Origin of the sequence: Fictibacillus enclensis (assembly GCF_001457035.1) — a bacterium.
GTDB classification, from domain to species: domain Bacteria; phylum Bacillota; class Bacilli; order Bacillales; family Fictibacillaceae; genus Fictibacillus_C; species Fictibacillus_C enclensis.
Genome location: NZ_KQ758617.1, coordinates 1,477,616 through 1,504,189 on the forward strand (window position 1 = coordinate 1,477,616; position 26,574 = coordinate 1,504,189).

A 26,574-nucleotide genomic window follows, 5' to 3' on the forward strand; every position below is an offset into this window, starting at 1 on the left:
TAAAACGCATGCAGGATGAACCATTGACAGGAGGGTCATGATGAACACAAGCCACTATCCTTATTGGCCGAAACGAGTCAGCAAAACGCTGACTGTCCCTGAAACAACACTGTATGATAACTTGCTCGTTTCCGCACGCCGGTATCCAAAGAAAACGGCATTATCTTTTTACGGAGCCAGCATGACCTATGAAAAACTGCTACAGCAGGTGGATCATATTGCCGGATATCTGCAGCAGGAACTGAACGTTCGGCAGGGTGACCGTGTCATGCTGTTTATGCAAAATTCCCCTCAGTACATCATCTCTTGTTATGCCATCATGAGGGCGGGTGCGGTTGTAGTCCCATTAAATCCGATGAACACGGTGCATGAGCTGGAGTTTTATATCAAAGACTGTAAGATCGCGGCCGGGATTGTAAGCCAGGAGCTATATCCCCAGATTCAGCCGCTCTTATCAGGCACTTCCTTGCAGCAGATTTTAATCGGAGCATATTCTGATTACCTTAGCAGCGAAAGAATCTCTCACCATGTTCCAGCTTCTGTCCTGGAAAGCCGGCATCCGGTGAACCGTAAAAACCATCATTGCTGGCAAGAAGCGCTTGATCGGGAAATCCCTCCCTCTGACTATGAGGGCCATGCGGATGATATTGTTTGTCTGCCTTACACATCTGGAACAACAGGATTGCCAAAAGGCTGTGTACATACAAACCGGACGATACAGGCCAATGTTACAGGTGCGGTGAACTGGATGAACACCATGTCGGACAGCATTCACCTTGCGACGCTTCCACTTTTTCATGTGACGGGGATGCTTCACAGTATGCATGCTCCCATTTTTGCAGGTTCCCAAATCGCTGTGCTCACCCGGTGGGACCGAAACGCGGCTGCAGAAACCATTCAATCCGAGAGCGTAAGCCACTGGGTATGCATCAGCACAATGGTGATCGACTTTCTGTCTCATCCTGACCTTATGGATTATAATTTTTCGTCACTGTCGAGCATCGCAGGAGGAGGAGCGGCCCTTCCGAAGGCGGTGGGAGAAAAACTTTATCAGCTTCTAGGGGTGAAGTTTGTTGAAGGGTACGGCCTTTCCGAGACGATCTCTCATACGCATTTCAATCCGCCTGACCGGCCAAAGCTTCAGTGTCTCGGTATTCCTTCATTTGATGTGGACGCCCGCATCGTGGACCCTGCTTCATTAAAAGAGCTGGGAGTTGGTGAAATCGGGGAGATCGTCGTGGCCGGTCCGCAAGTGTTTTTAGAATATTACAACCGTCCGGAAGAGACGAAGCAAGCCTTCTTTGAAAAAGACGGTAAACGCTTTTTCAGAACAGGAGATATAGGACGCTTTGATGAGGAAGGCTATTATTTTATGGTGGACCGGGTGAAACGGATGATCAACGCCTCGGGCTTTAAAGTGTGGCCGACCGAGGTGGAATCTCTCCTTTACGACCATTCTGCTGTACTGCAGGCATGCGTAGTCGGCATTCCTGATCCGAAACGCGGAGAAACGGTAAAAGCTTTCATTATTTTAAAGGAAGAACACAAGGGGAAAATAACGGAACAGGAGATCATTGACTGGTCCAAAGAGCACATGGCTGCCTATAAATGCCCGAGAACCATTGAGTTTAGAGAATCGTTTCCAACAACGGCCAGCGGCAAAATTCTTTGGAGAAAGCTGCAGGAAGAAGAAAAGTCCAAAAGGGAATCTATTTCAGCGTCTAAGTAGTTTTTGCACCGGTTCAGGCATTACAAGGGAAGACAGCGGACAAAAACCGCTGTCTTCTTACATTTCCATTGCTCCTTGTACGTTATAGGGAGAAAGATCGAGGTCCGGCTCCTGTCCGAGGGCAAGCATGGCCAGCTGCTTTCCGATGAACGGCCCCATGGTAAGTCCGGAAGCGCCAAGCCCGTTAGCAAACAACAAGCCTTCCCATCCGGGAATCGGGCCTACGACCGGCAGGAAACCGGGGGTAAATGGGCGGAAGCCGGTGCGTGCTTCTGAAAATTCCGCATCTGCCAGACCGGGAGCAGTGGCTATTCCTTTTGCAAAAACCTCATTCAATCCGCCGGCAGTAATCCTGGTGTCATAACCCTCAGGATCGTTTTCATGTGTAGCTCCGATTACAATTTTCCCATGATCAAATGCAAGGACATATTGATCACTAGGCGGCATGACAACCGGCCAGGAATTTGTTTTTTCCGAAATATTCAGGTGGGCGATTTGTGCTTTTTGGAAGGTGACCTTCATGTTCATGCCAAGTGGCTCGAGCAATGCATTGGTCCAGGCACCCGCACAAATAATCACAGTTTCTGCTTCATACGTTTTCTCCCCTGCTTGAACTCCGGTTATCTTTTTCCCCGTAAATAGCAGAGAAGCGCTATCCCGAACATGTTGTGCCCCGTGTTTGACCGCACCGCGAATTAACGCATCCCGAAGTGCCCGGCCATCAACGCGGGCAGCTCCGCTTACATGAACCGACCCCATATCATCAGGCAGGAGAGGAAACTTCCGCTTTGTTTCTTCTGGCGTTAATTGTGTAATCTCTCCCATTTCCGGTGCATCTTCTTTTCGTTTCAATGCGCGTTCTTTCATTTTAAGCAGCTTTTCTTCGTCCTGATGCAGGCTGATGGCCCCTACTTGGGCGTAGCCGGTGTCAACTTCTCCATCTGCTTCAAGCTGGCTGATAATTTCAGGGTAAAATGCTGCTCCATTTTTCGCAAGAGCATACCATGCTTTGTTCCGGCGCTGAGAGATCCACGGACAAATGATGCCTGCAGCCGCATCGGTTGCCTGTCCTCTGTCTTTGCGGTCAATGAGCACAACCTTCACATTTTGTTTACTTAACAGATAAGCCGCAGAGGCACCAAGAATTCCGCCGCCGATAATAATAATGTTTTGCATGAATCAGCATCCTTTGTTTAGAAAATTCCTCTTTTATTATAACCGAATCCTTTCATGGAGAAAAAAGTCCATTTTATGTATAATAAGAGATGTTGAACACTTTGACAGAATGAAAACGAAGTTGAAAGAGAGTGGAACATAATGGGACGTAAATGGAACAATATTAAAGAAAAAAAAGCGTCAAAAGACGCAAATACAAGCCGGGTCTACGCTAAGTTTGGCCGTGAGATTTACGTGGCAGCCAAGCAGGGCGAACCGGATCCTGAATCCAACCAGGCATTAAAAGTCGTGCTGGAGCGTGCAAAAACATACAGCGTGCCGAAAACCATCATTGACCGTGCGATTGAAAAAGCGAAGGGCGGTTCAGATGAGACGTATGATGAACTGCGCTATGAGGGATTCGGCCCTAACGGTTCGATGGTGATCGTCGATGCGCTGACCAATAACGTGAACCGTACCGCAGCGGAAGTTCGCGCTGCCTTTACGAAAAACGGAGGAAACATGGGAGTGTCCGGATCGGTTGCTTATATGTTTGATGCAACGGCTGTTTTTGGAATCGAAGACAAAACGGAAGAAGAAGCAATGGAAATTCTTCTTGAAGCCGATGTCGATGCGCGTGATATCATACAAGAAGATGATGCTGTGATCGTTTATGCGGAACCGGATCAGTTCCACGCGGTTCAGGAAGCGTTCAAGCAGGCAGGCGTAACCGACTTTACAACGGCTGAACTGACCATGCTCGCACAAAACGATGTAAGCTTGCCGGAAGATTCACAGGTGCAGTTTGAAAAGCTGATCGATACACTCGAGGATTTGGAAGATGTCCGCCAGGTGTACCATAACGTTGATTTGGGCGAATAATGAAAGTAAAAGACCTTGATAGCCAAGGTCTTTTTTATGTTCTCCTTTTTCGCTCTCTTGATTTCCGGGTTCGGATCAGCCTCGAAGCCGGTTGTTTTCTGATCCATTTAATGAATTTTCCTATTTTTTCATCTTCTCTGAGTAGAGGAATAGTATTTAGTCGTGCCGCCAGCTCCTCGTTGGTGTAAAGGGCATGGATTTGCTTATGACAGGGCAAACAAAGGGAGGACGTCGGTTTAAATGTGCCCCCCATTTCCTTTGGAGTCAGATGGTGTATTGTCGTTTCTGCGTTTTCTCTCCCGCATAATTCACACGTTCCAAGCGCATTTTTTGGCATGGCTACAACCTCACTTTTTTCTCTTCTTAACTATGTCACCCATTTTTGTGAAAAATAAACGCTTTTGGCTCAGACCCATGAAACTAGCAAGTTTTTCAGCTGAAAAACTTCTGTCAAATTCAGAATAAACTCTCGCAATCTGAATATAGTTTACTAGAAACGAAATGGAAGAAGGGAAATGACATGGGACTTCAGGAAGTTTACTTCTGGCTGCTGATGATGATCGTTACCACCGTTTACAGTTATTTGTACCTCTCGCCGTTATTTACTGTCAGCTTTTTTATAACCGGCTTAATTATGGCCAGTCTGGTGTATATGGCCGTTGAGATTAAGGAGGAGGAATGGGATGAGAAACAGCAATAATCGGGTTTTCTCAACAGGTTTGAAGATTTCTCTCTTGAGCATTCTTCTTTTTTTTATTGCCGGTTTTATCTCATCCGCTGAATTCAAGTTTGATGTTTCATCTTCTATTGTGAAGAAATGGTTCAATAACTTTACCGCTGAAGCGATGGTGTATGCGATTGGTTCAGAGAATCCGTACTATACGCAGGTGCTGCCTAAAGAAAGCAAGCCGCCGGCTCTATCTTCTGTGATGCTGCAGCTCATGACGAGCCTGCGGCCGGGAGATCCCCGCAGCCTTCTCGGTTCGGAGCTGCCGGGCTTTGCTATTTTTGATTCTGAAATTTATATTGCCGGTAAAGGAACCAATTATTCCACGCTGCCAATCGAGCCTACGCTTCCTTTGCAAGAGGTATTGCAGCCGAATGAACCGAACGAAAAGAACGCGGAAGTGGAGCAGCCGGAAAAGAATCTTCCGCCTCCTAAGCAAAACACGGAAGGACAAGTTGTTTATATCTACCATTCCCACAGCTATGAATCATTCAGACCGGTGTTAAAAGGCGGAAAGTTCACGAGCACGGATCCGAAGACCAACATCATTTCTGTCGGGGACCGGCTAAAACAGGATTTAGAGACGCGGGGAATCGGGGCATCGCATGATACGTCAAATGTCGGAGAAAAGCTAAACGCGAGGAAATGGGGAACAGGCAAGGCCTATGCTCTCTCGCGAGAAACCGTCCAGCAGGCTATTGCCCAAAACCGAAGGCTTTCTTATTTCGTTGATATTCATCGCGATTCGCAGCCAAGAAAGCTGACAACGATCTCCATCAAAAACCAGGATTATGCGAGGATTTGTTTTATCGTTGGCCGGGAGCATCCTTCGTTTCAAAAGAATTTGCAGCTTGCCGAAGAGCTCAACCGCCGGGTCAACCAAAAATATCCACACCTGAGCAGGGGGGTCATCATCAAAAACAAATATGAAGGAAACGGCATTTATAACCAGGATCTTTCCAATAATGCCATGCTGATTGAAATCGGCGGCATTGATAATGACTTCCGTGAATTGTATCGAACCACCGACGCGTTTGCCGATGTGTTTGGCGACTTTTACTGGCAAGCAGAGAAGGTTAACGGCGGGGAAAGAAAGAAAGAATAAAGAGCTGAATTTTCAGCTCTTTATTTGTGCAAAGGAGAGGAAGATATGGAAACGATTGAATATGAATGGGTGAAACAGACAAGAAAAATTATGCTGGACGTTTGCGGTAACCTGACAACCGAAATGCTGACTGCAAACGTGGAGGGATTTGGCTATCCATCGATCCGCAATCTACTGGTTCATACAGCAGATTGCTACTACGCCTGGCTGGGCTCCTTTCTTTTGCTGAGGACCAAAACACCGCTCACTCCAAAAGACAAATTTGAGGAGATGAGCCTGAACGACATCAGGGAAAGGTTTTCACAAGTTGATCTTTACGTGAAAGATATTTGGAGTGAGTATGACGGAAGGATGGATGAACCTGTCAATAGAATCATCCCGTGGAGAGATACCGGGGAGTCTCTTTCCATGACGCCAAGACAGTTGTTGTTTCATACAGTGACTCATGAATTTCATCATAAAGGACAAGTCATGGCGATGATGCGGCAGCTGGGGATGAAACCGCCAAATACAGATGTTTTGGGAGTGGATTAAAATGAAATAATTTCACGTACCGTATTTGTAATATATAAAATAAATAATGAATAAAAAATATTTTCATCATACCTCTCGTCATAATTCAAATATTTCTGAAAAAGTGGTACACTAAATTTACGATATGCAAAACTGAGTTTTATATTATAGAACAATTAAATAGTCATTACATAACAAGCTCAGTTGATATTTCTTAAGTCCAACCAGCACACGAAAGAGGAGAGATGAAAATGCCTGTAAAATTCCAGGGAGTGATCCCGCCAATTCCAACCATCCTTCATAATAAAGGGAAATTAGATGAAAAGGGTATGGGAGCACTTATCGACTTTTTAATTGAATCAAAGGTTGATGGGTTATTTTTTCTTGGATCCGGCGGAGAATTCAGCCAGATGCCAATCGCACTAAGAAAGGAAGTCGCAGCCTTTGCTATCCGTTATGTCAATGGACGGGTTCCGGTATTAATCGGAACTGGGACCCCAAGCACAATGGACACCCTTGAGTTAAGTCACCATGCCAAGGATGCGGGAGCAGATGGCATTGTTGTCATTAATCCATACTATTGGACTCTTACAGAGGAGAACCTTTTCAAGCATTATGCCGACATCGCTGAAGCTATTGATTTGCCAATCTTGTTGTATAACTTTCCGGGTCTTACCGGACAGGACCTTTCGCCAGAATTTGTACTCCGGCTGGTGAAAGCGTATCCCAATATTGTCGGAATTAAAGAAACAGTAGAGTCTGTAGGACATACTAGGGAAATGATTTATACCGTTAAGTCATATAAAGAAGATTTTGCGGTGTTCTCCGGTTATGACGATCATTTTCTTAATACCTTATCTCTGGGAGGAGATGGTTCGATCCCTCTTACCGCCTCATTTGTACCGGAATTCTCTGTTGGTATCTACCAGGCGTTTAAGAAAGGAGATTACAAAAAGGCAATTAAATTGCACAGAAAACTGGCACCAACCCTTTCACTGTATAAACTGGACTCTCCGTTTGTGAATGTGGCCAAAGAGGCGATTGCTCTGCGCGGGATTGATATCTCGACGGATGTGTTGGCACCTGCACGGCCATTAAATGAGGAGAAGAAAGCACAAATAAAAAGCTTCCTGTCACAGCTCCTGGATGAATCGGCAGTTTTAGTAAAATAATCATTTGCCTCGAGCAAATGCGAAAAGCCCAATTTCTCGGATAATCCTATGAAATCGCGAGCGTTTATTGATGAAATTTAGCCATCCCTAATCAGTTCCTTACATAGGCGAGACCTGTTTTTACAACAAAGCTTTCTATGAAAGATATGTGTTTAAGTACAGTGACCAGTAAATTAAAAATATGTGATATAAATTTTCTATATCTGAACGAAAAAAGCCTGATTTCTCAGCATTTAAGTTGAAAAATCAGGCTTTTTTGATGTTTAAGAATCCAAGAACAATAATATTCTTAACATTCGGTTATTGACGGAACAGAAACTCTTTCGATATAATGTTAGAAAATATAACATTGAATTGTAAGGGGTATTTACATGATCGTACAGGATGAGCTCAATCAAAATGTGATTATGCATATGGCGGAAACTGAATTACTGGAGATACTTCACTTTATTCGCACGAAAAAAGAACAAGAGATTGACAAAATTAAAAGCAAGATTAATAAATACGTACAAAAGAAAAATGCCGAGGAAACCTTCTATCAATCGCTGTCCCCCATGAGAAAATTATTTACCGGCCGTTCGCCGAGCCATCATCAGGCTGTTGAATATATCGCTCATGTAAAAGAGCCGTTACAGCAGATTGAGCGTCTAAAGCAGGGACTTTTTGAACTCAATCATTCCATACGCTCTCTGCAGGAAGAACACAGGGAAGAAATAACGCTATCAACGTCCATTTTTAGAGAAGTAAGAAATAATCATAGAATGGGGAACTTTTCATCATGACGATACAAACATTAAATACAGGAATTGATACCATATGGGTGGTCTTAACGGCGGCCATGATTATTTTGATGGAGGGCGGCTTCGCGTTGCTTGAAGCGGGGTTTGTACGTCACAAAAATAATGTCAACATCATTATGAAGGTATTTGCGGATATTACCATTGGCACCCTTTGCTTTTATTTGATCGGTTTTGGACTCATGTATGGGAAAGACGCATTCGGTTTACTTGGAACCAACGGTTTCATGATTAAAGGGGATTTATCCCATTTGGACTTTTTAATTTCTACGGATACATTTTGGCTGTTTCAGGCAGCTTTTGTTATAGCGGTTATTTCCATCGTATCCGGCGCTGTCGCGGAGCGAATCAACTTTCGTGCTTATATTCTTTATGCCATCCTTATGACCATTTTTATTTACCCTGTTGCCGGACATTGGGTCTGGGGCGGAGGCTGGCTTGGCAAACTCGGAATGCAGGATTTTGCTGGATCAGGCGTCATTCATGCACTTGGCGGTTTTTCAGCACTGGCAGCCGCGATGTTTATCGGACCACGGAAAGGGAAATTCACGCCTCAAGGGATGAGTACAGTCTCGTTGCCTAGTAACCTTCCGTTAGCATCGGTGGGAGCCTTTTTGCTTTGGTTCGGCTGGTTTGGATTTAATGCAGGAAGTACGTTGAGCGCAACGGATGCCAGGATTGGCCACATTGCTATCGTAACCATGTTGTCTGCAGCATCAGGAGGAGCGACAGCGATGCTCTTTACACTATTTCGCTACAAGCGGTCTGACGCTCCTTCCGTCATTAATGGATCACTGGCAGGACTTGTGGGAATAACTGCCGGATGTGCCTTTGTCAGTGACTCATTCGCGATATTAATTGGTGTTGTTTCCGGACTTGTGATGTTGTTTGCGACCCACTGGCTGGAAATCAAACAGATTGATGATCCCGTTGGTGCGTTTCCTGTACATGCAGCCTCAGGGATATGGGGAACGATTGCCGTTGGCCTGTTTGCAACTGATAATGGATTATTTACAACAGGAAGTTGGCACTTACTAGGGGTTCAAGTACTCGGCCTTTTAGTCCTATGCACATGGGGATTTGTATTAACCTGGTTAGGTTTGAAATTGATTCAGCTATGGATTCCTGTCCGTTCCACCGAAGAGGAAGAAGAGGTGGGGCTGGATATCAGCTACCACGGCATGGTAGCCGCCTTTCAGGAACAAGAGTTTATCAAGTATGAGAGCAATTACCTCCATTACAAAGAAGAAGATTAATGCCTGTGGCAGAAAAAACGCCTTTTGACGAAAGGCGTTTTTTTACTATAATTTTATTCTTTTTGAAGTACAAGTACTTCTTTATAAAGAACAAAAGTGGTATAATAGCACTACTATCAAACAGGCGGGTGAAAGAAAATGAAATCATGCAAAATGGAAGGGTGCGACAGACCTGTGGCAGGCAGAGGACTTTGCCATATGCATTATAAACGGTGGGCAAGGCATGGTGATCCTGAAGTCACAATGGTAAAAAAAGAATGTAAAGTAGCAGGCTGTGAACGCCGCCATTTTTGCAAGGGATATTGTGAGCCCCATTACCGGCGCATGCGGAAAGAAAAAGCCCTGGAAGAGGAAATCAACCAAATCAACCAGCAAAATAAAATATAAGAATTTTCTTGACAATAATAGATCACGTGCATCATAATATATTTTAAAATTGCTAAGCGCGTTAACAGGAACCAGTAAATTGGAAGACATGCGCAAGAGAGTGGAATCCACCGGCTGAAAGATTCCATCGTCATGAACCAATTGAACCTACTCCTCGAGCTGTCAGATGAAACCTGACCGTTTACCCACGTTACGGGATCTAAGAGAGCCTCATCAAAAGATGATGCTAATCAAGGTGGTACCGCGGATAACAGACTCTTTCCGTCCTTATAACAGGATGGGAAGGGTCTTTTTTAGTTAATGAAAGGGGCTGGGTTTATGGGCAAAAAACGAATTGTGGTCAAAATTGGGAGCAGCTCGCTTACCAACAAGAATGGCGGGCTGAGCCAAAATAAAATCTTGGAGCATGCCAGTGCCATCGCTGAACTTCGCAAAATGGGGCATGAGGTGGTTTTGATTTCATCAGGAGCAGTTTCAGCAGGATTTGCGGATTTGGGGTATCCGTCCCGTCCAGTGACAACAGCAGGCAAACAAGCTGCAGCGGCAGTCGGACAAGGACTGCTGATCCAGTCATACACAGAGGTTTTTAAACAGCATGGAATCATTGCTGCACAACTGCTCTTAACACGAAATGACTTTTATAAAAATGAACAATACACGAATGCTTATGCTACGTTAACCGAACTTTTAAAGCGGTCGGTATTGCCAATCATTAATGAAAATGATTCAGTATCGATTGATGAATTAACCTTTGGAGACAATGATATGCTTTCGGCTCTTGTCAGCGGGCTCGTTCATGCGGATTATCTCATCATTTTGACCGATATCAACGGTTTGTATAACCAAAATCCACGTACGATACCAACAGCGCGGCGCTATGATTTTCTTGAAGAAATCACAGATGAACACCTGGGGATGACAAATAACCCGTCGTCTTCAAAGTTCGGAACCGGTGGAATGAAATCTAAGCTGTTGGCCGCTAAAACCGCTTTATCCCTAGGAGTTCAGGTCTTCGTGGGGACAGGGACCGGCAAATCCAAGCTTCTGGAAATTTTGGAAGGCAGGGGGGATGGAACCTATATCGGCAGTCAGCTTGCTCCAGCGTTAAAAACACAGAAGCAATGGATTGCTTTTCACTCTCCGCTTAGTGGTGCGATTGAAGTCGATGATGGAGCAGCCCGGGCGATTTTACATGAAGGAAAAAGCTTGCTCCCGGCCGGTGTTAAAAAGGTTAGTGGCTTGTTTGCAGCTGGTGATGTCGTTGAAATTATCAATACAAATCATGAAGTGATCGGAAAAGGACAGGTTCAATATTCATCTGATGAGCTGAACTTGATTAAAGGAATGGCAAGCCAGGATGCGAAAATGCACACCAACAATCCCCATTCGGAAGTCATTCATCGAAACAAATGGCTATCCATGGCAAAGGAGAAAACAATATGAGTGAACTGCTGATGAAAGCGAAAAAGGCAAAAGAAGCGGTGAGTGACATGCTGACAAAATCAACCGCGCAAAAAGATGAAGCGCTCAGGCTTATTGCCCGTCAATTAATTCAGGAAACGCCTTTTATTCTCGAGGAAAATTCAAAGGACATTGAAACAGCCCGGCAAAAAGGGGTTCATGAATCGTTGGTCGACCGTCTTATGCTTAACGAAGCAAGAATTGAAGATATGGCAGGTGCTCTTGAGCAGCTCACTCATTTGCCGGATCCGGCTGGTGAGGTCCTTGAGCGATTTGAACGGCCCAATGGTCTTTCAGTAGAAAAAATCGCCGTTCCGTTAGGTGTGATTGGAATGATCTATGAAGCACGACCCAATGTAACGGTTGATGCCTCCAGCCTTTGTTTAAAAACCGGGAACGTTGTGCTTCTGAGAGGCAGTTCCTCTGCCATCCATTCCAATAAAGCACTGGTACATGTCATCCATCAGGCGCTGGAACAAAGCGATCTCCCTGTCTATGCTGTACAGTTGATTGAAGATACAAGCCGGGAGACGGCTTCCCAGTTATTCAAGCTTAACCAATATCTTGATGTTCTGATTCCAAGGGGAGGAAAAGAGTTAATTCAGACTGTAATTGAGAATGCTTCGGTTCCCGTCCTGGAAACAGGTGCAGGCAACTGCCATATCTATATTGATGAAACGGCTCATCGGCAAATGGCCATCGATATTGTTGTTAATGCCAAAACCCAAAGGCCATCGGTTTGCAACGCTATTGAAAAAGTGATTGTTCATGAGAGCTGGCCAGATGAAAATGTTAAGGAGCTGGTTGAGACTCTTCAGCAACATCGTGTAGACATAAGAATAGATGCTGCTCTTTGCGATTCATTTCCTTCCCTTACAGTTGCGACAGAGGAAGATTGGCATACGGAATACCTTGATTACGTTTTGGCGCTAAAGAGAGTCTCCAGTACACAGGAAGCGATCGAGCATATCAATCATTATGGTTCAAAACACTCTGAAGCCATCATCACCGAAAACGAAGAAAATGTGAGTCTTTTTTTTCAACTTGTTGATAGTGCTGCTCTCTATCATAATGCATCAACCCGCTTTACCGACGGATTTGAATTCGGTTTTGGCGCCGAGATCGGAATCAGCACTCAGAAGCTTCATGCCCGCGGGCCAATGGGACTGCCTGCATTAACATCAAGCAAGTATGTGATACGGGGGAACGGGCAAATTCGTCAATAATCAAAAACGTTTTTCAAAGGAGCAGCCAGTCATGCGCTGCTCCTGTTCGTTGTTTAGTGATACTTAAGTGTATAATAAAGAGAAAACAACTGAAAGGAATGAATGCAAATGGAAATCACGAGGCACTCAATGGAAAAATTGCAAGACCCCACAGGAATTTTGGAGGGGGAACGTTATGAATTTATCATTCACGTCGATGTGGACGAAGAAGATGAACTTTATAGGGAAAACGGAATCTATGTCAAACTGATTTATGTTGTTCAGCCAGGAAATTCCCGAATTGTACAATATACGCTTTTAGAAAACTATACTGATAACATCATGGATTTTGAACTGGAGGAAGAGGAAGAACAAGAGCTGGATGCGTTTTGTAAAAGCAAGCTAAGCGCAGGAGAGAGTAATTTAAATTAACTATAATACATACAAGCTAACCAACCAGCATGGATAATTTCACGCTGGTTTTATTTATTGTGCAAGGACCCAAAGATATCAACGGTTCTAAAGATTTTTTATATTGTCGACATTGAAAGCTGTAATAAAGACCGACTACCTTATTCAGGTAGTTGGTCTTTTTGGTTCTTCAACTCATCTTCTGCTTTATTTACCGTTACCATACGGTGAGCTTCAACAGGTGTTTCCACCGACCCATTGACGACCGGCTTGTATTCTTCCATGTTATTGTGTCCTGTTCGTTCTGTCACAGTTTTCACCTCTCCTGTAGTATGTATCACTTTTATCTTTCTATGTGTATTGAAAGGTACATTCTGAAGGTGGAATATCTAGCAGAGCTTGTATACTCGGCTGCCGGAGTTTTCCAGCTTCCGTCCATTCCGCAAAATGAATCTTGGCGGTCACCTCCGGTTTTACCCAGTAGGCATCACGGTGCCGTTCAACGAGGTTCACAAAAGGACGCTCCGAAGTTTTAATCGTAATAAGCTTGGAAGTTAAGTTCCGCCAATCCTGAACGGTAAATTTCCCCGTACCCGTATGCCCGATATAAACGAATTGTCCCTGATCATCATATAACCCAAGAAGAACCGCATTCACTACACCGCCGCTCAACGTAAATCCTCCGATCACCGCATTTACATCCAGGGTGTTTTTAATTTTCAGCCAAACCTCGTTCTTCTCACCAATATAATAATGGCTTTGCAGCTGTTTCACCACAATGCCTTCCATTTCGGAGCTTTTTACCGCTTTAAATAAAGCTTCGCCATCATGATGGGAACGGACCAGCTGAACATGATCATTCGGAGTGATGATCTCAGACAACAGTGAGATCCTTTTTTCTAGAGGCCATTTTGTTATCCACTCACCATTGTAAAAAAGAACATCGAAAATCATGTAAGTAATAGGGACCTGATGTTGCAGGAGGCGAACACGGTCCAGGTTTCTTACTCCATCTCTTCTCATTACTTTATGAAAGCTTGGCCGCCCGTTGTCCCCGAGCGCAATGACCTCGCCATCTAAGATGACAGATTCGGCCGAACAGTATGTTTGTATAGGAGCCAGTTCTGGATAGTTCGCTGTACGCTCTCTTTTTTTGCGATTAAAAAGACGTGTGGTTTGGCCATCGGAATAGGTTAGAATGTGTACGCCATCCCATTTGATTTGAGCAATCCATTTTGAAGAAGCAGGGATATTTGTCGCGCTTTTCGGTTCCATGGGAAAAAGGGGATCCATGATGTTCACCTCGGGTATAGATTTACGCCAATCGTTTACACTAGCAGCATCAGTGATCAATAGCGGAGGAATCGTCATGGAAGTACAAGTGGAAGGCATAGTCATTCCTATTTCACATCCGGAAAAAATGATATGGAAGGAAGCCGGTTTTACCAAGGCTGATTATATCCGCTATTTATTAGAAGTCTCCGATTACATGCTTCCTTATACGAAAGACCGGATGCTGATGTACTGGCTGTATCCACATGGAATGCACCAACCCAAAGTGGAGAAGCGTTCCAGACCCGAAAAAGCACCGGAATGGCTGGTGAGCACCTTTTATAAAGAAAAAGAACGAATATTACTTCATGATAAAGCGACCTTACTATGGCTTGCCAATTGGGGCGCGCTTGAGTTTCACGTACCGTTTGATCAATACACCAAACCCGATTTCCCATCGGATTTGGTGTTTGATTTGGATCATTCACCGGAAGAATTTGGGGACGTCCTTGAAATCTCATTGGTCCTGAAAAAGGTATTGGACGGGCTTGGCTTAACCAGTCATGTAAAAACCTCCGGAAAAACCGGCCTGCATCTTTTTGTTCCGATAGAACCCTTGTTCTCGTTTGCAGAGGCAAGAAGAGTAAATCAATTTATTGCACAGTATATTCAAGAAAAATATCCAGGTAAAGTAACGTTGGAGAGGGTAAAAGAAAGAAGGGGAAACAAACTTTATTTTGATTATCTTCAATTATGGAAGGGAAGGACGATCGCTGTTCCCTATGGTCTCCGGGCAATAGAGAATGCATTGGTGTCTACCCCGGTTACCTGGGAAGAATTAAGTTCAGGTTTTCACCCGAGTGATTTTACTCCATCTGTTGTTCTTCAAAGGCTTAGAGAAAAAGGGGACCTGTTTGCAACGACGCACAAGATTAAAGAAGAGAACACTTCACGTGTATACGAAATATTATCTTTCACAAAAAAAGCTTAGACTACATTTCAAATGAGTAGTCTAAGCCTTTTTTGCTTCGATAGCTAAATCTAAAGCAGCAAAGCATGCTGTTTCAATGCTTATGTAACCAACAACATACAACAGAAGGGCTTAGTTTCATTTCGATAAATGACCAACAAAATCAAATCAATAAATTCCGCATTCATTCTGCATCTCATGTAGATGGAAATGAAGAGGATCTATATTGGTGTATGTATGTTCCAGTCTTTTAAATCCTTGCCTCGTAGAACGGATGAAGCCTAACTGGGTCATTACGTTTGGAACTGGGATTGTGACTGCTGCTTCATTGTTCATGTTCTCGCTAACGGCCGACTCGCCTTCTGCCTTTATTTACATGGCAACAGGATTGGTTGGACTGGGCATGGGGCTCATTTCCCCGATTTTTATGCTTACGATCCAATCGTCTGTTCAACAAAAAGAACGTGGAGTTGCAGTGGCATTGAACACCTTTACAAACACGTTCTCCCAGACATTGGGATCTGCGGTCTTTGGTACTATTTTCAACCTGACTTTGCTTTCTGAAGCAAAGAAAAAAGGCGAGGGAGACCTGAATTTCAACGCCTCGTTCAGCGAAGGTCATGTACCGGAGGACATGGTGTCAGAGATGCACGGAATCCTTGCTTCTGCCGTTCATGCCATTTATAGCGGAATGCTGCTGGCCGCAGGCTTGAGCTTTGCTGTATCATTTGCTTTAATCAAAAGAAGAAAATCTAAGAGCAAGGAATATCAGTATTTAAAGCATGGATAAATCGTCCATGCTTTTTTATGACAAATTTTCTCATAAAATGGTGAACGGGCGTAAAGAATAGATAAAGGATCTAACTAAGACACTCGGAGAGAGTGTGGACGGAAATGGGTGCCGACATGAGAGAAGATTGTGATACCTCCTCGATGAAAGAGCAAATTGTTGACCATCTTCAACAGGTCAACCAGGGGATTCAACATTTTTTACGCTCATTTGAAACAGAGAGTTATTGCTTATTGGGAAATCTTGAAGAACTAAAAGCAGAGATTGAACAAATCCAAACTGTTGCAGCTTCCTTTTATTTGAATTGTTATCTTTCACCATACACAGAAAAATACCTGGAGATCTCTACCTGTATTCAGCACCTCTCCAGCCAAAGGCACGGCGCTTTAATTGTGGTCGAACGGGAAGAGGCTATTGAAGCATTGATCAGTGCTGGAAATAAAATTGGAGCGGATCTTACGTTTCCCCTGCTGGAATCCATTTTTTATCCCGGGAATCCCCTGCATGACGGAGCGGTATTGGTTAGGGGAGAGACGATAGTTTCTGCTTCGAATGTGCTTTAGGTATCCGGCATAGAAGCAGGAAATAAAAAATTAGGTACCCGTCACCGGGCCGCAATAGGTTTAACAGCAGTGTCCGATGCACTTGTCCTCGTAGTCTCTGAAGAAACAGGAAGAGTCTCGTTTGCGGTGGGAGGTAAGCTATTTCCTATTAGTACCTCCAGTTCCATTGTTTAGTTCTATTATATGTGGGGATGAATATACTCCTAATGATTTCCTATTTACTTTTGAAGGGAAGGCTGGACATGCTGAAAAGCTGTAAAACCTGTAAAAATGGTTTGGTTTTGCCTATGATTAATATTATCCCTGTTTATCATAAGGGAGCGAGTCTTTACATTCATAATGTGCCTTTTACTGTTTGCACCCACTGCAACACTCATGAATTTGTGGATCATTTATCCGAAATCAAACAGGTGGCCAAGAATTTGAATGATGAACATGGAACCCGCACATTTAAATATGAAATTGTTGAGATCAAGGAACCGGGGGACAAGCCATCCGCCTCTTCCTCCGTCATTTTATTGGGGGCGCTGGTTGGAGAATCGGGTGCACTATGGTATGCAGCAAGAAATAATACCCATTAATCTTTTCACAGGTTATCGCCATTGACTAAACGGGGTCATGGCTTTTTTCAATAGAGGAATAGGACCAGATATGAGGAATAGTATCCATAAAGATTACAAGATCAATAGATTGAAGGGGAGGAGCAATGGAGAAATACACAGTTTCCAAAACTATAGGTCTTGTTGCAGGCATTATCATTATCCTGTCCGCCCTGGGTTTTGGAGGGCTGTATATGCTTGGGACCTCTTTGGGAAAAGCGCTTGGCTCACAGACAGGTCCTTCAGTGGATGTACCGTTTATGTTTGTGGTTCTAATGTGTATTTTATTGATTGGCTTCATAACAGGATTAGGTTCCCTCGGATTAAGCATGGGGCTCCTTCTCCTGATTGTCTTTTTTAATTCTATAGGTGCTTTGGGAAAAGCGATTGAAGTCCTGATTCTGTGGGTAAGCGGTGTCTATTTTCTTTTAGGTTATTTCGTTAAAAAAGAGGAATCACAAAACCCTGTCGTTTGGCCAAAAAGCCAGATAACAGGGTTTTGTACTCAATCTTAATAGTTCAAGCCGGTTCCATAGGGGTACAGGCCTTCAATGGAAACGGGAAGCTTTCCTCCTGGCTGTGTTCCAAAGATCACATCAATCGCTGCTTTCCACGAGGTTGGAACAGGTGAACCCCAGCGCTCAACCGAGTATGTTGAAATGTATGCGCCAACTTCCGGATATTCCTTAACATCATAAGGGAGGCCAAGGGAAACCGCAACAACAGGCTTTCCTGTTTTTTGCAGTTCCTTCACCAGCTTTGCCTGTCCGGCAGGCAGCTCACTTGGAGAAAACGTAGGAACGATGATTTGGTCCGCTTGTTCAGCGAGCTTTACTGCCTGTTTAATTTCTGCCGTGGTCGCATCTTCTGAAGTGGTAAAGCTTTTTACATTTCCTGCCGATTTTTCATCGACCATGCTGGCAATATTGTTGATGAAATTGGTGGAGCCGTAAATTTGCGGTCCTGTTACAAGTGTCAATTTTTTCTCCGCCGGGTGAAAAGGAAGGACATTTTCATTTTTTACTAGCGTGATCGACTTTCTTGCAACTTCGGCAGCTGTTTCTTTATGTGCCGGTTGATTGACGACATTGACAGCTCCTTCAGGATCAACATACCGGTGGCCAAAAAGCTTATACTTAATCTTCAAAGCCAGAACCCTTTTTACCGATTCATTGACTCTTTTTTCGGATAATTGGCCGGATTTCAGCGCGTCACTTAAGGCATCAAAAGTTTCAGTTTGTTCGTCCAGATTTCCGGTAGCCATCACAATATCCGCTCCGGCGTTTACCGCCATCACAGCCGCTTGTCCTGCACCCCATTCCTTGGCGATCGCATGCATGCTCATGGCGTCTGTTACGATCAGTCCTTTAAAGCCCATCTCATTTCTGAGTAAACCGGTGAGCACCTTCTTGGAAAGCGTGGCAGGAAGTTCCTTGTCAATCGCATTAATAATCACATGGGCCGTCATGATGGAATCTACTCCTGCATCAATTGCTGCCTGAAATGGAGGAAGATGCACGGTTTCAAGCGTTTCGCGGTCATATGTAACAGCAGCTAAGCCCAGGTGTGAATCCACGCTCGTATCCCCATGGCCAGGGAAGTGCTTGGCTGTTGCGACTACGCCATTCTCCTGATAGCCTTTGATTTGTGCGGCGGTCATGCTGGAGACAAGACTTGTTTTTTCGCCAAAGGAACGTACACCGATAACAGGATTGGCAGGGTTCGTATTCACGTCAGCAACCGGTGAGTAGTTCCAATTAAATCCTGTTGCTTTTGCTTCGAGTGCCGTTATTTTGGCCACATCCTTCGCCGCTTTTGCTTGTCGTGTGGCACCAATACCCATTTGCCGTGGAAAAGGGGTTGCATCGGTGACATGTTGTTTTGTCCCGAATTCCAAATCGGCGGAAACCAACAGTGGGAGTTTTGGAGAGGTATTGGCAGCCCATTTTTGCAGCTGGTTATTATATTGAGCTGTTGTACGTGCATTACGGGCACCATAAACAATAACAGAACCTGCTTTGTAGTTTTGAATCAGCTTCCGGGTATCTTCACTCGGCATTTTACTTTCATTATCATGTGTGGAAGGCATGACAAGCTGTCCGATCTTTTCCTTAGCCGTCATATTAGCTATGATTTGTTCAATGACCTTATCTTTGGGGGACTTGGGTGGATCGGCATTTCCCTTTAATTCATCGGCACCTGCACTAAGAGGCAATAAGAGAGTGGAACCAATAAGAACCGTACTGATAAAAGCACTCATCTTCTTCATTGCACTTTCCCTCCTTGGCATAAAATGTAATCGTTTTCAATGAAAGGGTAGCACCCTTGAACAAGAAGGGTCAATTACCATTTACATAAAATAGAAAAAATGAATCGTATTACATATTTATTCAGGCACATGTTGGATGAATATGGTAGATTTGTTGCATGTACGAAATCGTTTATCGATAAAAAGCATGAGGAAGTTCTGCCTAGTGAATGAAAAGAGGTTTTCTCCACTTTCACAGGGAATATAAAGCGTGGATGAATCTTTAAAAAGGATGAAAAAGGAGAGTGGGAGGATGGATGTATTCCTAAGTCAGTATGATTGGATCAGGCGCACCCGGGAAACTTTATTTCGTTATTGCGAAACGTTACCTTATGAAGATTATGTAAAAGAGGTAGAAGCATTTGGCGGAGATTCCATTCGAAATTTGCACGCTCATGTAGCGGACTGTTACCAGACCTGGCTCGGAATTCGGGCACTTGAAAAGCAGTTTTCCGAAATTAACCCACAGACCATTCACAGTGTACAAGATATGCGAGAGATTTTTGCAAAAACAGATGATTTGGTTCTTGAATTTCTTCAAGAATTTAAAGAAAATGGCGACAAAAACATTCAAATCACCAGGAATGGAGAATCCTGGAATGTAACGGTATTATGGCTGTTTACGCACACGGCCACTCACGAGTTTCATCATAAAGGACAGATTGTAAAAATCGGCAGACAGCTCGGGTATATTCCGCCGGACACAGATCTCATAGAAGAATTCATTCCTAGTTGACAATTTTCCTGGAAGGAATGGGTAGAGTGAATAAAAAGCTGATTAAAAAATTTAACCGCCAGGCTGAGACTTACGACCGACTGAGGGAAAAACAATTCCAAAAAAAGTGGAGAGAAAAATTAATTGGGGAGGCTAGAGGACATGTGCTGGAACTGGCGGTGGGCGCAGGAGGGAACTTTCCGTTTTACAGGCTGGAAGAGATTCATACCATCACTGCAGTAGATTTCAGCCCGGAGATGCTTGGAAAAGCAGAAGAGGCTGCTCAGCACTAACATCTTCCAGTAAAATTTATTGAGAGCGACATTGAAGAGCTGGCTTTTGAAAAACAACAGTTTGATACGGTTGTTTCTACTCTTTCATTTTGTGGTTATTCCAATCCTGTACGAATCCTTGAAAACGTAAGTACATGGTGTAAACCACATGGACAAGTATTGCTGCTGGAACATGGAATCAGCTCTAATTTATTCGCCTCGACTTTACAAAGAGCTTTGAATCCTTTGGCTGTTAAAACGGTGGGCTGCCATCAAAATCGTAACATTATGGAGCTGCTTAACCGCTCGCCTTTAGAAATTCAGAAAGCAGAACATCATTGGCTGGATGTCTTTCATCTTATTTGGGCCACGCCACGAAAGGAATAAGGAGTGAACCATATGAAGATGGCAGTAGGCAGACACCTGTAACATTGTTTCAAAACCTAAAGGATGCTTCAGTCGGAGAAGAACTATAATAATACCAAAGAAAACTGGCCTAAAAGTTGGCGAGTTTTCTTTGGCAATATGCCATATATGATGTAAAAGGGTTGATTTACTCGTTTTTTAACCTTCTATCTGTTACTCAAGATTAGTTATAATATCTCTCCATAACAAACTTTGAACGATCTCCTCGTACAACGCTGGCAGAAAATTCGATTGGCAATTCCTTTGAGGAATAAGTGATCGATTCCAGTAAAAAAGACGGGGAGCCTGCTGGGATGTTCAACAGTTCACTCATGGCTTCATTGGTTAGAATGGGCTCGATGGATTCCACTGATCGGTGGATTTCAATCTCAAATTTGCTTCTTAACAATTGAAACAAAGAACCCGAACAATCTTCCTGCATCAAACCTGGTGCAACCTTCCAAGGGATAAAAGAGGTGGAATGCTGAAGAGGTTCTGTTCCGCCATGACGTAAGCGTACAAGTTTGATGACTGGATCCTCTTCATCTATCTCAAGAGCCTGGGCTAAAGAATAATAGGCGGGGATGACTTCCAATGTAAGGACTTTTGAAAAAGACACCAGGCCGGCATCTTTCATCTGCTCTGAAAAACTCTTCATATTTTGAGAAAGTGCCTCATTGATTTTCGGCTTTGAAACAAAAGTTCCCTTTCCCTGAATACGATGAATTTTGCCGTCGATTTCAAGTTGTTGCAGTGCCAGACGGATCGTGGTTCGGCTGACATCAAACATCCGGCATAATTCGGATTCAGTGGGAAGTTGGCTTCCAATTTGATACGTTTCGTTTTTTATCAGTTCCAAAAGCTTTTCTTTAATTAAATAATATAAGGCAGTTCCAGGGCTTCTATTTATCATATTCTCACTCCGATTTATCTCTCCTACCTGAATAGTGTATACATATGTTACAACAAATTTGTGAATTTATACAATTTATTTAATAGTAGAATTTTTACAAAAATATTCTGTTTTCCCAGCAACTGTCGTTTTTATGCAATTAACGCTATCAAAATCCTTAAGAATTGCTTTATGTAATCTAAATATTTAGAAAATTCAGTTGACAAGAGATTATAAATCCAATAGATTTGTAGTAACAACACAACAAATTGAGGAAAGGAGGAAAATGTTATGACATATGATGTACTGGTAGAGGGCATCATTTCCACGGATGTTATTTTTTCATCCATTCCCAAAATGCCGAATCCTGGAGAAGAGGTCTATTGCGGATCGTTTGAATTTACCTGCGGTGCAGCCTATAACACGGCAGTCGCTCTTTCGAGACTAGGGCTGAAGGTGGCAGTCATCGGCCCAATTGGCAATGACTTTCTTAGTCAATTTATGAAAGAGAGTTTGGAGGCGGAAGGTGTTTCCACCTCTCTCATGTTACAAGTTGATCAACCTCTTCGTTGTTTATCTGTTTGCATCAATTATGGCGGAGACCGATCGTTTCTCTCTTTTCAGGACAGCGTTGAAAAACTAAACCTTGCTGATTATGCGTGTTCTGTAATTGAAAACACAGAAGCAAAGGTCTTACATACTTCGGCAGGAAGAGGTAACAAAGGGGTCATTGAAAAGGCCAAAACCAAAGGAATGTTGATCTCTTTGGATGTCGGCTGGGATGAGGAATGGCTGCAGGACGACCAATTGAATGAGCTCCTTAAAATGGCCGACATCTTTACACCTAACCAAAAAGAGGCAGAAACAATAACAGGGATTAAAAATCCTTATGAAGCCATTGAAAAGCTGGGTAAACATAACACCTCCATCGTTATTAAACTGGGAGAGCTCGGTGCATTGATGCGACAAAATCACACCATCAAAAAAATAGCCGGTTATCAATGTGTGGCCATTGATACAACAGGGGCTGGAGATGTTTTCTCTGCCGGCCTGTTGGCAGGGATACTAAAGGGATGGTCTTTAGAGGATTCCGTAAAATTAGGCAATTACTGCGGCAGCTGCTCTGTTCAAAGTTTGGGAGGAGCAACCAGCAGTCCAAGCTGGCAACAAGTACAAAAGGATTTTTTGGAACCTATAAAATAAATCAGGAGGATGAATCATGAAACTGACCATATTAGGCGGAGCCGGGATGAGGACTCCCTTATTGATTGAAGGCTTGTTTAAACAAAATGATCTTCATTTTAAAGAAGTCACTCTCTTTGATGTAGATGAGGAAAGGTTATCTGTTATGGGAGGCATTTCTCGATTTCTCGTGGACAAATACCAAGGAGATTTTATTCTTTCATTCACCACCGATATCAAGGAAGCGGTACGAGGTGCGGATTTTATTTTCTCCGCTATTCGTGTGGGTCAGGAGGAAGGACGCGTCCTTGATGAACAAATCGCACTTAAGTATGGAGTGCTTGGCCAGGAAACAACAGGTCCAGGGGGATTTGCCATGGGGTTGCGGACCATTCCCGTCATGCTCGAATACTCCAGGATTATCTACGAGGAAGCACCGGAAGCCTGGCTTCTTAACTTTACCAACCCGGCTGGTTTGATGGCTCAAGCTCTTACTACATATGGAAAACATAAAAAAGTAATCGGAATATGCGATGCACATGCCGGGATTAAAAATTCGCTGTGCAAGTTTTTAAAGGTGCCTCATACTGACCTGCAAGTTACTTATTTTGGATTAAACCATCTGGGCTGGGTTCCTTCTGTTTATGAGAAAGGTGTGGACCGGCTTCCTGAAATTCTTGATCGTTATGAACACCTATCCCGTATTTCGCATACTTTCCGTTTCTTTGAACCGGAACTGATCCGTAATATGGGGATGCTGCCCAACGAATATTTGTACTACTTTTATTACGCAGATCAGGCAGTAACAAACATCTTGCAATCGAATCAAACGAGAGGTGAGCAAATTGTTCAGTTAAACCGCCCGCTTCTTGAAAGAGTGTCAGACCTCGTCCAACAGGACCGTATGGAGGAAGCCTGGGCTGATTATAAAGGAACACTTGATGCGCGGGGCAGCACGTACATGTCCAGGGAAACGACCGGTCAAATCCATGATGTTCACGAAGAAGAAGATACCGTTGAACTCTCCTTTGAAGAAGAAGGCTATGAAGGTTTGGCCTTCAACATCATCCGCAGTATTGCAAACAACAAACAGCAAATCTTAACGCTAAACGTGCCAAACAATGGGACAATCACTCAGCTGCATAACGATGATGTGGTGGAAGTTCCTTGTCTTGTAAATAAAAATGGGTATTTTCCAATTAATATTGGCGACGTTCCGGATTTTGCCCTTTCATTGATCCATCCGGTAAAAACGTATGAGCGGTTAGCCGTGGAATGTGCAGTAAAGGGAGATTATCAAGCGGGGGTAAATGCATTGACTGTTCATCCTCTTGTCCCTTCATTTACCTCAGCGAAGGCAATGATGGATGATTATCTGACGGCTCACCAAAAGCATCTGCCACAATTCAGAGATAAGAATATTAACGTTTAACAATAGATTACGAGTTTTCCAGCAAAACCCCAAAAAAATGTTTAAAGGGAGGGTCTACATTGAAAAAAGGAAAGGTGCTTTTTCTTTTAATCTTGATTTTTTCTTTATTGGTCGGTTGCAATGCAGCTCCGCCAACAAGCGGAAAGAAAAACGAGGCAAAGAGTGAAAAGCTGAGCTGGAATAACAAAAAAGACCTAAAAGGGGAAGAAATCACCTTATTGTGGGTGAATACAGACGGTGCAAACGGGCCTCGTGGAAAAATTTTAAAAGAGTTTACCAAAGACACAGGAATCAAAGTGAAAGAACTAGCGGTGGATTACAATTCCCTGTACAACAAGATCACCACCGCTGTTCTCTCCAATTCGGCGGACATTGATTTGGCAGAAATGGATACGATTTGGGCCGGGCAGTTCATGGAAGGTGGGATTGCCTATGATCTGGCGGACACCGTACCGAAAGAGGTGCAGAAAAAGTATACGCAATCGTCCCTAAGCTCCGTCATGTATAAAGACCAGCTGGCCGCTGTTCCATTTTTCTCCAGCACAAAGCATTTCTACTGGAACAAGGAGCTTCTTGCAAAAGCCGGATATAATTCTCCTCCAAAAACGTGGGATGAATTTCGGGAAATGTCTAAAAAACTGACGAAGAATGGTGTATATGGCTCTGCCTGGTCATGGAAACAAGCAGAAGGATTAAACTGTGACTTTGTCAGCCTCGTATATGGGTTCGGGGGAAAATTCTTTGATGAAAAAGGAGCGCCTGTTTTCAATAAAGGCGGGGGATTGAAAGCACTTCAATATATGGTTGATCTCACTCAAAAGGATAAAACCGTTGATCCGGCAAGCTTGCAATGGAGTGAGGATGATGTAAAAAATGCATTTTCCACAGGAAAGATCGCCATGATGACGAACTGGGAAGGTATGTATCCCGATTTAAATGATCCATCCAAATCCAAAGTAGTTGATAAAACCGATGTCGGATTAATGCCGGGAAATGGGGATGTGAAGTCGGCTGCAGTTACCGGTTCTGAGGGCATTTCTTTAATGAAAGACAGTAAACATAAGCAAGCAGCCCTGGAATTCTTAAAATGGATGAGCACCAAGAAGTTTCAACTTCCGTTGTTTAAGAATGACGGAATGTATCCTACAACGGAAGGACTATATGACGATCCTGATCTAAAGGCGGCGGACAAAACAAAAACCGTGGACAAAGTCATGAAGCAATTTGAATATGGACAAAACCGTCCCAATGCTCCAGGTTACGTGGAATGGGCGGATATATTATCTGCTGAAATCCATGAAGCATTGTTAGGGAAAAAATCTGCGAAAGTGGCATTGGATACGGCAGCAAAAAAAATTAAGAAAGCCATTGAAGAGTCAAAATAATGATCAGGAAGCGGTTAGGCACTAACCGCTTCTTCTTTCAAAGGAGGATTGAGATGGAAAAATCGGCTGGTAAGTCAGCGAAATTCAGGCTAATGGGTAAAAAAAAGAGAAAAGATCTACTTTTTGCTGTGATCTTGCTGTTACCCACCTTCTACATACTCTTTAAAACCTTTTTATTTCCCATTTATCAATCGCTCGTCTGGAGTATGTATAAGTATCACATGCTGGATGGTTCTGATGTGGTATTTGTAGGATTTAGTAATTTTACAGCATTGTTCAAGAACCATGATTTCTGGACGGCAACCTATTTTACCGGTTACTTTACCGTCATCTCCACTGTAGCGGAATTAGTACTCGGCTTGTTTAGCGCTTTGCTGCTCAATCAGATGTTCAGGGGAAGAGTATTTTTCCGGATGATTATCATCATTCCCTGGGCGATGCTGACCCTCGTAAACGGTTTGCTGTGGAAATGGATTTTTCAGCCGGGGAACGGGTCATTTACGATTATCCTGAAGAAAATTCATGTGCTTAGCGCAAGTGAAAACCCGTTATGGCTGGCTGATGCACATAATATTATTAATTCCGTGGTGGTTGCCGATGTCTGGAAAATGACCCCGTTTATGACACTTTTACTTTTGGCCGGCCTTCAGGCAATCCCCTCGACACTTTATGAAGCCGCGATGATGGATGGTGCCGGGTTTTGGAAAAAGCTTTGGTATGTCACCATTCCTCAGTTGTTTCCCATCCTGATGATTGCCGTTGTGCTTCGTACCATTGCCGCATTTCGCGTTTATGACATCCTGACCGTTTTCACAGGAGATCCAACCACTTCTATTTCCTACCTGACATTCAACAAGGCATTCCGTTACTTTTATCTCGGTGAAGCTTCTGCCATGGCGTGGGTTTCAACAGCTATCATTCTCGTATTTATTGTCTTGTATATTCGCATGTTAAAGAAGAATTCCCATGAGGTATAAAAGGAGGGATAT

General features: G+C 43.6%; 28 protein-coding genes, 2 pseudogenes and 1 other annotated feature. Of the genes and pseudogenes, 24 read left to right on the plus strand and 6 right to left on the minus strand.

What is annotated here, in order from left to right; translation table 11 throughout:
• Nucleotides 1-40 precede the first annotated feature (40 nt).
• A complete protein-coding gene (locus AS030_RS07665; RefSeq protein WP_061970151.1) occupies nucleotides 41-1,729 on the plus strand; it encodes a long-chain fatty acid--CoA ligase in 1,689 nt (562 codons plus the stop codon).
• 57 nt (nucleotides 1,730-1,786) lie between these two features.
• On the opposite strand, the gene AS030_RS07670 is transcribed toward AS030_RS07665, so the two are convergent.
• On the minus strand, nucleotides 1,787-2,905 hold the full coding sequence (locus tag AS030_RS07670) for an NAD(P)/FAD-dependent oxidoreductase (protein WP_061970153.1): 1,119 nt from the start codon (nucleotides 2,903-2,905) through the stop codon (nucleotides 1,787-1,789).
• Nucleotides 2,906-3,046: 141 nt separating this feature from the next.
• Here AS030_RS07670 and AS030_RS07675 point away from each other — a divergent pair, with 141 nt between their 5' ends.
• On the plus strand, nucleotides 3,047-3,766 hold the full coding sequence (locus AS030_RS07675; RefSeq protein WP_061970155.1) for a YebC/PmpR family DNA-binding transcriptional regulator: 720 nt from the start codon (nucleotides 3,047-3,049) through the stop codon (nucleotides 3,764-3,766).
• 34 nt (nucleotides 3,767-3,800) lie between these two features.
• Here the strand turns inward: AS030_RS07675 and AS030_RS07680 are convergent, their stop codons facing one another.
• Nucleotides 3,801-4,103 (minus strand): HNH endonuclease, encoded by a 303-nt coding sequence (locus tag AS030_RS07680; RefSeq protein WP_061970158.1) that lies wholly within the window; start codon nucleotides 4,101-4,103, stop codon nucleotides 3,801-3,803.
• 183 nt (nucleotides 4,104-4,286) lie between these two features.
• On the opposite strand from AS030_RS07680, the gene AS030_RS07685 reads away from it, so the two are divergent.
• The 10 genes from AS030_RS07685 to AS030_RS07735 all read left to right on the plus strand — a co-directional run bounded on the left by AS030_RS07685 (nucleotide 4,287) and on the right by AS030_RS07735 (nucleotide 12,821).
• Nucleotides 4,287-4,466, plus strand: a complete 180-nt coding sequence (locus AS030_RS07685; protein ID WP_061970160.1) for a hypothetical protein — start codon at nucleotides 4,287-4,289, stop codon at nucleotides 4,464-4,466.
• Entirely contained in the window at nucleotides 4,450-5,598 is a 1,149-nt protein-coding gene (gene spoIIP, locus AS030_RS07690) for a stage II sporulation protein P (protein WP_061970162.1), read from the plus strand. Before AS030_RS07685 ends, spoIIP begins: the two co-directional genes overlap by 17 nt.
• 45 nt (nucleotides 5,599-5,643) lie before the next feature.
• Nucleotides 5,644-6,132, plus strand: coding sequence for a DinB family protein (locus tag AS030_RS07695; RefSeq protein WP_061970164.1), 489 nt, complete (start codon nucleotides 5,644-5,646; stop codon nucleotides 6,130-6,132).
• Nucleotides 6,133-6,362: 230 nt separating this feature from the next.
• A complete protein-coding gene (locus tag AS030_RS07700) occupies nucleotides 6,363-7,283 on the plus strand; it encodes a dihydrodipicolinate synthase family protein (RefSeq protein ID WP_240482223.1) in 921 nt (306 codons plus the stop codon).
• Nucleotides 7,284-7,654: 371 nt separating this feature from the next.
• Complete coding sequence (locus AS030_RS07705) at nucleotides 7,655-8,065, plus strand: hypothetical protein (RefSeq protein ID WP_061970169.1); 411 nt, start codon at nucleotides 7,655-7,657, stop codon at nucleotides 8,063-8,065.
• Nucleotides 8,062-9,336, plus strand: a complete 1,275-nt coding sequence (locus AS030_RS07710) for an ammonium transporter (protein ID WP_061970171.1) — start codon at nucleotides 8,062-8,064, stop codon at nucleotides 9,334-9,336. Before AS030_RS07705 ends, AS030_RS07710 begins: the two co-directional genes overlap by 4 nt.
• Before the next feature lie 138 nt (nucleotides 9,337-9,474).
• Nucleotides 9,475-9,723, plus strand: coding sequence for a hypothetical protein (locus tag AS030_RS07720; RefSeq protein ID WP_129475576.1), 249 nt, complete (start codon nucleotides 9,475-9,477; stop codon nucleotides 9,721-9,723).
• 52 nt (nucleotides 9,724-9,775) lie between these two features.
• Nucleotides 9,776-9,995 (plus strand) — a binding site (T-box leader).
• Between the two features lie 46 nt (nucleotides 9,996-10,041).
• Nucleotides 10,042-11,166, plus strand: a complete 1,125-nt coding sequence (gene proB, locus AS030_RS07725; RefSeq protein WP_061970177.1) for a glutamate 5-kinase — start codon at nucleotides 10,042-10,044, stop codon at nucleotides 11,164-11,166.
• Nucleotides 11,163-12,410: a glutamate-5-semialdehyde dehydrogenase gene (locus tag AS030_RS07730; protein WP_061970179.1), complete on the plus strand. Its 1,248-nt coding sequence runs from the start codon at nucleotides 11,163-11,165 to the stop codon at nucleotides 12,408-12,410. The genes proB and AS030_RS07730 overlap by 4 nt, the downstream gene beginning before the upstream one ends.
• 108 nt (nucleotides 12,411-12,518) lie before the next feature.
• Nucleotides 12,519-12,821, plus strand: coding sequence for a DUF6509 family protein (locus AS030_RS07735; RefSeq protein ID WP_061970182.1), 303 nt, complete (start codon nucleotides 12,519-12,521; stop codon nucleotides 12,819-12,821).
• 140 nt (nucleotides 12,822-12,961) lie between these two features.
• Here AS030_RS07735 and AS030_RS23525 read toward each other — a convergent pair whose 3' ends face one another.
• Both AS030_RS23525 and AS030_RS07740 read right to left on the minus strand, forming a co-directional pair.
• Nucleotides 12,962-13,111, minus strand: coding sequence for a hypothetical protein (locus AS030_RS23525; RefSeq protein ID WP_156412560.1), 150 nt, complete (start codon nucleotides 13,109-13,111; stop codon nucleotides 12,962-12,964).
• Between the two features lie 40 nt (nucleotides 13,112-13,151).
• Nucleotides 13,152-14,093: an ATP-dependent DNA ligase gene (locus tag AS030_RS07740; protein WP_061970184.1), complete on the minus strand. Its 942-nt coding sequence runs from the start codon at nucleotides 14,091-14,093 to the stop codon at nucleotides 13,152-13,154.
• A 76-nt stretch (nucleotides 14,094-14,169) separates the two neighbouring features.
• On the opposite strand from AS030_RS07740, the gene ligD reads away from it, so the two are divergent.
• The 5 genes and pseudogenes from ligD to AS030_RS07765 all read left to right on the plus strand — a co-directional run bounded on the left by ligD (nucleotide 14,170) and on the right by AS030_RS07765 (nucleotide 17,509).
• Nucleotides 14,170-15,063, plus strand: coding sequence for a non-homologous end-joining DNA ligase (gene ligD / locus AS030_RS07745; RefSeq protein WP_061970186.1), 894 nt, complete (start codon nucleotides 14,170-14,172; stop codon nucleotides 15,061-15,063).
• Between the two features lie 253 nt (nucleotides 15,064-15,316).
• Nucleotides 15,317-15,593, plus strand: a pseudogene (locus AS030_RS24790) (MFS transporter); the annotation flags it as partial.
• Between the two features lie 355 nt (nucleotides 15,594-15,948).
• Nucleotides 15,949-16,569, plus strand: a pseudogene (gene cdaS / locus AS030_RS07755) (sporulation-specific diadenylate cyclase CdaS).
• 68 nt (nucleotides 16,570-16,637) lie between these two features.
• Nucleotides 16,638-16,976, plus strand: a complete 339-nt coding sequence (locus AS030_RS07760) for a YgiT-type zinc finger protein (RefSeq protein WP_162264542.1) — start codon at nucleotides 16,638-16,640, stop codon at nucleotides 16,974-16,976.
• 125 nt (nucleotides 16,977-17,101) lie between these two features.
• Nucleotides 17,102-17,509, plus strand: coding sequence for a hypothetical protein (locus tag AS030_RS07765; RefSeq protein ID WP_061970192.1), 408 nt, complete (start codon nucleotides 17,102-17,104; stop codon nucleotides 17,507-17,509).
• Here the strand turns inward: AS030_RS07765 and AS030_RS07770 are convergent.
• Nucleotides 17,506-19,263, minus strand: a complete 1,758-nt coding sequence (locus AS030_RS07770) for a glycoside hydrolase family 3 protein (RefSeq protein WP_061970194.1) — start codon at nucleotides 19,261-19,263, stop codon at nucleotides 17,506-17,508. The genes AS030_RS07765 and AS030_RS07770 overlap by 4 nt on opposite strands.
• A gap of 292 nt (nucleotides 19,264-19,555) precedes the next feature.
• On the opposite strand from AS030_RS07770, the gene AS030_RS07775 reads away from it, so the two are divergent.
• The 3 genes from AS030_RS07775 to AS030_RS24245 are packed head-to-tail and all read left to right on the plus strand — an operon-like array spanning nucleotide 19,556 to nucleotide 20,676.
• Nucleotides 19,556-20,038: a DinB family protein gene (locus AS030_RS07775; protein WP_061970196.1), complete on the plus strand. Its 483-nt coding sequence runs from the start codon at nucleotides 19,556-19,558 to the stop codon at nucleotides 20,036-20,038.
• Between the two features lie 26 nt (nucleotides 20,039-20,064).
• Entirely contained in the window at nucleotides 20,065-20,310 is a 246-nt protein-coding gene (locus AS030_RS24240; protein ID WP_240482227.1) for a class I SAM-dependent methyltransferase, read from the plus strand.
• An 18-nt stretch (nucleotides 20,311-20,328) separates the two neighbouring features.
• Entirely contained in the window at nucleotides 20,329-20,676 is a 348-nt protein-coding gene (locus AS030_RS24245) for a methyltransferase domain-containing protein (protein ID WP_276203851.1), read from the plus strand.
• 202 nt (nucleotides 20,677-20,878) lie between these two features.
• Here AS030_RS24245 and AS030_RS07785 read toward each other — a convergent pair whose 3' ends face one another.
• Nucleotides 20,879-21,607, minus strand: a complete 729-nt coding sequence (locus AS030_RS07785) for a GntR family transcriptional regulator (RefSeq protein ID WP_061970198.1) — start codon at nucleotides 21,605-21,607, stop codon at nucleotides 20,879-20,881.
• A 270-nt stretch (nucleotides 21,608-21,877) separates the two neighbouring features.
• Between AS030_RS07785 and AS030_RS07790 the strand changes: the two genes are divergently transcribed.
• From AS030_RS07790 to AS030_RS07805, 4 genes are read left to right on the plus strand one after another with little or no spacing between them, the layout of a single operon-like run.
• Nucleotides 21,878-22,789, plus strand: a complete 912-nt coding sequence (locus AS030_RS07790) for a carbohydrate kinase family protein (RefSeq protein ID WP_061970200.1) — start codon at nucleotides 21,878-21,880, stop codon at nucleotides 22,787-22,789.
• A gap of 16 nt (nucleotides 22,790-22,805) precedes the next feature.
• Entirely contained in the window at nucleotides 22,806-24,200 is a 1,395-nt protein-coding gene (locus tag AS030_RS07795; RefSeq protein WP_061970202.1) for a 6-phospho-beta-glucosidase, read from the plus strand.
• A gap of 59 nt (nucleotides 24,201-24,259) precedes the next feature.
• Nucleotides 24,260-25,585 (plus strand): extracellular solute-binding protein, encoded by a 1,326-nt coding sequence (locus AS030_RS07800; protein WP_061970204.1) that lies wholly within the window; start codon nucleotides 24,260-24,262, stop codon nucleotides 25,583-25,585.
• Nucleotides 25,586-25,638: 53 nt separating this feature from the next.
• A complete protein-coding gene (locus tag AS030_RS07805) occupies nucleotides 25,639-26,562 on the plus strand; it encodes a carbohydrate ABC transporter permease (protein WP_061970206.1) in 924 nt (307 codons plus the stop codon).
• Nucleotides 26,563-26,574 lie beyond the last annotated feature (12 nt).